This window comes from Mycolicibacterium arseniciresistens (genome assembly GCF_030519285.1).
GTDB classification, from domain to species: domain Bacteria; phylum Actinomycetota; class Actinomycetes; order Mycobacteriales; family Mycobacteriaceae; genus Mycobacterium; species Mycobacterium arseniciresistens.
In genome coordinates this window covers 1-5436 of record NZ_JAUMSQ010000409.1, presented here as the reverse complement: position 1 = coordinate 5436, position 5436 = coordinate 1, and the positions used below count along the sequence as shown (strand labels likewise).

Sequence of the window (5436 nt, the reverse complement as noted above, 5' to 3'; positions counted from 1 at the left end):
CCGCCGTAGGCGTCCACCGCCACCGCGCGGGCCACCACCGCCCGCCGCCCCAGCGCCGCGTCCAGCGCCTGCCAGCTCAGGTCGTATCGCACGTGCAGGCGGTCCAGCCGGTTGGCGCTCCGGAAGGCCCAGCCGCCCACCAGCACGAGCGTCACCAACAGGAGTGTGACGAGGGTGATCAGCAGCCAGCCGGTCACGTCTTACCCCGGGACAGTTCGCTTTCGCCTGCCACCCGCACCTTGCGCCCCGACCCGGCCACCGTTTCGTAGACCCGCAGGATCTGGCGCGCCACCACCGACCAGTCGTAGCGGCGGACGGCGTCGGCGGCGGCCTCCACGTAGCGGCGCCGGACGTCGTCGTCGGCGAGCACCTCGATCAGCCCGGCGGCCAGCGCGTCGGCGTCGTCGACCGTCACCAACCGCCCGGCCGTCCCGTCGAGCAGCACCCGGCGGAACGCGTCGAGGTCGCTGGCGACCACCGCGGTGCCCGCGGCCATCGCCTCCACCAGCACGATGCCGAAGCTCTCGCCGCCGGTGTTGGGCGCGCAGTAGACGTCGGCGCTGCGCATCGCCGACGCCTTCGTCGCGTCGTCGACCTGCCCGAGGAACCGTAGATGCCCGGCGAGTTCCTTGGCGTCCTCGCGCAACTCGTCCTCGTCACCGCGGCCGACGACCAGGACCTCGATGTCGGGGAACCGCTCGACCAGCGCGGGCAACGCCCGCAGCAGGAGCGCCATGCCCTTACGGGGTTCGTCGAAGCGGCCCAGGAACAGCACCGACCGCCCGGGCCGCGGGTAGCCGTCCAGCAGCGGCGCCTCGGCGAAGGACGCCACGTCGACGCCGTTGGGGATCTCGACCGCGTCCGACCCCAGCGCCTCCATCTGCCAGCGCCGCGCCAGGTCCGACACGGCGATGCGGCCGACGATCTTCTCGTGGTACGGCCGCAGCAGTCCCTGAAAGACCGACAGCGTCAACGACTTCGTCGTCGAGGTGTGGAACGTCGCGACGATCGGCCCCTCGGCCGCCTGCAGCGCCAGCATCGACAGGCTCGGAGCGTTGGGCTCGTGCAGGTGCAGCACGTCGAAGTCGCCCTGCTGCAACCACTTCTTGACCTTGCGGTGGGTGGCGGGGCCGAACCGCAGCCGCGCCACCGACCCGTTGTACGGGATCGGCACCGCCTTGCCGCCGGACACCACGTAGTCGGGCAGTTCGACGTGCGGCGACGCCGGCGCCAGCACGCCGACCGTGTGACCGCCGGCGCGCATCACCTCGGCGAGCTGCAGCACGTGCGACTGGACCCCGCCGGGCACGTCGAACGAGTACGGGCACACCATGCCGATCCTCACCGCGCCTCCCGCAGGCGGGCCTGGCGCTCCTCCGACAGGTCCGCCAGCCACTGTGGCTGCATCATGTGCCAGTCGGCGGGGTGGGCGGCGATGTTGTCGGCGAACCGGTCGGCCAGGGCCTGTGTGACGACGGTGACGTCGCCCGAGGACACGTCCAGGGGCGGGAACACCCGCATCCCCCAGCCGTCGTCGGTGAACCAGCAGTGCACCGGCAGCAGCGCGGCCCCGGTCGCGATCGCGAGCTTCGCCGGACCGGCGGGCAGCCGGGTCGCCTCGCCGAACAGATCGACCTGCACGCCCGTGCGGGTCAGGTCCCGTTCCGCCATCAGGCACACCACGCCGTTGTCGGAGAGCCGTTCGCGCAGAACGTCATACGGCGGTCGCTCGCCGCCGGTGTGCGTGATCACCTCGAAGCCCAGGCTCTCCCGGTAGGCGATGAACCGGTTGGCCAGCGACTCGGGCTTGAGCCGCTCCGCCACGGTGGTGAAGGGGCCGTGGTTCTGCACCAGCCACACACCGGCCATGTCCCAGTTCCCGCTGTGCGGCAGCGCCAGCACGACCCCGCGGCCGGCGTCGAGTGCCTGCCACACGTGGTCGATGTCCTGCACCTCGAGCTGGCGGCCGATCTCCTCGTGGTCCATCGTCGGCAGCCGGAACGCCTCGCGCCAGTACCGGGCGTAGGACGACAGTGACGCGTCGACCAGCGTCGCAGGCACATCGGCGGGTGACGTGCCGATCACCCGCGCCAGGTTCTTGCGCAGCTGCTCCGGACCGCCGCCACGCGCGGCGTACCAGGCCCCTAGGTCGAAGGTGTTGCGCGCCACGAGTTCCGGCATGGCGCGCACGAGCCGCCAGCCGCTGGCATAGCCGAGATCCGTCAGCCGGCCGCCGAGGCTCACCGCTCGCTCGTCCCCGGATCCCCGCCCCGGTCGGTGTCGTCGGCGCCCTCGTTCACGTTCCCGGCGCCCGCATCGTCCTTCGTGGGTATCGGATCCATCGCACCCGGCGACAGCCGCACCGAGTGCAGCCGCTGCAGCACCGTCACCACGCTCGCGACGGCCAGCACCCACATCGCCACCTGCACCAGCCACGGCACGTGCAGGAACGGCACGCCCGACAGCCCGGTGCCGGTCAGCACGATGACCAGCCGTTCCGGCCGCTCGATGAGGCCGCCGTCGCCCTTGAGGCCGCTGGCCTCGGCGCGTGCCTTGATGTAGGAGATCACCTGTGAGGTGACCAGGCAGATCAGCGTGGCGACCACCAGTGCGGGGCTGTCCAGGCCGAACGCCGCCCACCAGGCCAGACCGCAGAAGATCGCGCCGTCGGCGATGCGATCGCAGATCGCGTCGAGTGCGGCCCCGAACCGGGTGCCGCCGCCGCGTTCGCGCGCCATCGCGCCGTCGAGCATGTCGGCGAGCACGAAGAAGGCCACCGCGAAGGCGCCCCACCACAGCTGGCCGATCGGGAACAGCGTCAACGCCGCGATCACGCTGCCCGCGGTGCCCAGGATGGTGATGCTGTCGGGGGTGAGCCCGACACGCAACGCGCCCTTGGCGATCGGGCGCGACAGTTTCGTGTACGCCGCCCGCGTCATCAGATAGAAGTTGCTCAGTTCTCCGACCCCCCGGTCCGCGCCGACTGGCCCGCCCACTCGGTGGCCAGCAGTTCGCGGGTCTCCCGCAGCAGCTGCGGGATGATCTTCGACCCGCCGATGATGGTGATGAAGTTGGCGTCGCCGCCCCACCGCGGCACCACGTGCATGTGCAGGTGCTCGGCCAGCGACCCGCCGGCCGAGTGCCCGAGGTTGAGCCCGACGTTGAAGCCGTGCGGACTGGACACAGACTTGATCACCCGGATCGCCTGCTGGGTGAACGACATCAGTTCGGCGCTTTCCTCGTCGGTGAGGTCCTCGAGCTCGGAGACCCGCCGGTACGGCACCACCATGAGGTGGCCGGGGTTGTACGGGTAGAGGTTGAGCACCGCGTACACCTGGTCGCCGCGTGCCACCACCAGGCCGTCCTCGTCGGGCATGGTGGGGATGTCGGTGAACGGCTGCGACGACATCGACGAGCCGGACCCCTTCTTCATGGGAGCCTCGGCGATGTAGCTCATCCGGTGCGGCGTCCACAGCCGCTGCAGGTGATCGGGGTCGCCGACGCCGTGGTCGACGATGGAGCGGTCGTCTTCGTGGCTCGCGTCCCGTGTCACGTCTGCGCGCCCACCTTGACGAGATCGGCTGTCGGAGCGACATTCTCGCGATCTGCGATCCACTTCACGATGGTCGCCACCGCCTCGTCGCGAGGCACTCCGTTGATCTGCGTGCGGTCGCCGAACCGGAAGCTCACCGCCCCGGCGTCGACGTCCTTGTCGCCGGCCAGCAGCATGAACGGCACCTTCTGGTTGGTGTGGTTGACGATCTTCTTGGCCATCCGGTCGTCGCTGGCGTCCACCTCGACACGCACTCCGCGGGCCCGCAGCGCGGCGGCCACCTCGTCGAGGTAGGCCACGTGCGCGTCGGCGACCGGCACCCCGACCACCTGCACCGGGGCCAGCCACGCCGGGAAGGCCCCGGCGTAGTGCTCGGTGAGGATGCCGAAGAACCGCTCGATGGAACCGAACAACGCACGGTGGATCATCACCGGGCGCTGCCTGCTGCCGTCGGCGGCGGTGTACTCGAGTTCGAAGCGCTCGGGGAAGTTGAAGTCCAGCTGGATCGTCGACATCTGCCAACTGCGACCCAGCGCGTCGCGCGCCTGCACCGAGATCTTCGGGCCGTAAAACGCCGCGCCACCCGGATCGGGCACCAGCTCCAGGCCCGACTCGGCGGCAACCTCTGCCAGGGTGGAGGTCGCCTCGTCCCAGATCTCGTCGGAGCCGACGAACTTCTTCGGGTCCTTCGTCGACAGCTCGAGGTAGAAATCCTGCAGGCCGTAGTCGCCGAGCAGGTCGAGGATGAACTGCAGCAGCGACGCGAGCTCGCCGCGCATTTGGTCGCGGGTGCAGAAGATGTGCGCGTCGTCCATCGTCAGGCCGCGCACCCGGGTCAGGCCGTGCACGACGCCGGACTTCTCGTAGCGGTACACCGCGCCGAACTCGAACGCCCGCAACGGGAGTTCGCGGTAGGACCGCCCCCTCGCCCGGAAGATCAGGCAGTGCATCGGGCAGTTCATCGGTTTGAGGTAGTAGTCCTGGCCGGGCTTGCGCACCGTGCCGTCCTCGTTGAACTCGGCGTCGATGTGCATCGGCGGGAACATCCCGTCGGCGTACCAGTCGAGGTGCCCCGAGGTGTGGAACAGCTGGGCCTTGGTGATGTGCGGGGTGTTGACGAATTCGTAGCCCGCCTCGATGTGCTTGCGGCGGGAGTAGTCCTCCAGCTCGCGCCGCACGATGCCACCCTTCGGGTGGAAAACCGGTAGGCCGGAACCGATTTCGTCGGGGAAGCTGAACAGGTCGAGTTCGGATCCGAGCCTGCGGTGGTCGCGGCGCTGGGCCTCCTCGAGCAGTTCGAGGTGCCGGTCGAGCGCCTCCTGGGACTCCCATGCCGTGCCGTAGATGCGTTGCAGGCTTGCGTTCTCCTGGTCGCCGCGCCAGTAGGCGGCCGAACTGCGCGTCAGCTTGAACGCCGGAATGTACTTGGTGGTCGGGATGTGCGGGCCCCGGCACAGATCGCCCCAGATACGTTCCTGGGTACGGGGATTGAGGTTGTCGTAGGCGGTCAGCTCGTCGCCGCCGACCTCCATCACCTCGGGATCGCCGGACTTGTCGTCGACGAGTTCGAGCTTGAAGGGTTCGGCGGCGAGTTCGGCGCGCGCCTCGTCCTTGGATGCGTAGACACGCCGGGAGAACAGCTGACCGTCCTTGACGATCTTGCGCATCCGCTTCTCCAGCGCCTCCAGGTCCTCCGGAGTGAATGCGCGCGGCACGTCGAAGTCGTAGTAGAAGCCGTCGGTGATCGGCGGGCCGATGCCCAGCTTGGCTTCGGGGAACATCTGCTGCACGGCCTGGGCGAGCACGTGGGCGGCCGAGTGCCGGATGACGCTGCGGCCGTCCTCGGTGTCGGCCGTCACCGGCGTGACGTCGGCGTCGGCGTC

Annotated in this window: 5 protein-coding genes and 1 pseudogene; all 6 read right to left on the bottom strand. The window is 69.7% G+C overall.

Features of this window, described 5'->3' with window-relative positions; translation table 11 throughout:
* Positions 1-197, bottom strand: a pseudogene (locus tag Q2100_RS29420) (exopolyphosphatase); the annotation flags it as partial.
* Complete coding sequence (locus Q2100_RS29415) at positions 194-1345, bottom strand: glycosyltransferase family 4 protein (protein ID WP_302916867.1); 1152 nt, start codon at positions 1343-1345, stop codon at positions 194-196. The gene Q2100_RS29415 and the pseudogene Q2100_RS29420, both read right to left, overlap by 4 nt.
* On the bottom strand, positions 1342-2244 hold the full coding sequence (locus Q2100_RS29410; protein WP_302916866.1) for a phosphatidylinositol mannoside acyltransferase: 903 nt from the start codon (positions 2242-2244) through the stop codon (positions 1342-1344). The genes Q2100_RS29415 and Q2100_RS29410 overlap by 4 nt, the downstream gene beginning before the upstream one ends.
* A complete protein-coding gene (gene pgsA / locus Q2100_RS29405) occupies positions 2241-2957 on the bottom strand; it encodes a phosphatidylinositol phosphate synthase (RefSeq protein WP_302916868.1) in 717 nt (238 codons plus the stop codon). Before pgsA ends, Q2100_RS29410 begins: the two co-directional genes overlap by 4 nt.
* Positions 2954-3553: an ATP adenylyltransferase gene (locus Q2100_RS29400; protein ID WP_302916865.1), complete on the bottom strand. Its 600-nt coding sequence runs from the start codon at positions 3551-3553 to the stop codon at positions 2954-2956. The genes pgsA and Q2100_RS29400 overlap by 4 nt, the downstream gene beginning before the upstream one ends.
* Positions 3550-5436, bottom strand: a 1887-nt coding sequence (thrS, locus tag Q2100_RS29395) for a threonine--tRNA ligase (protein ID WP_302916864.1), incomplete at its 5' end; no start/stop codon positions are given. The genes Q2100_RS29400 and thrS, both read right to left, overlap by 4 nt.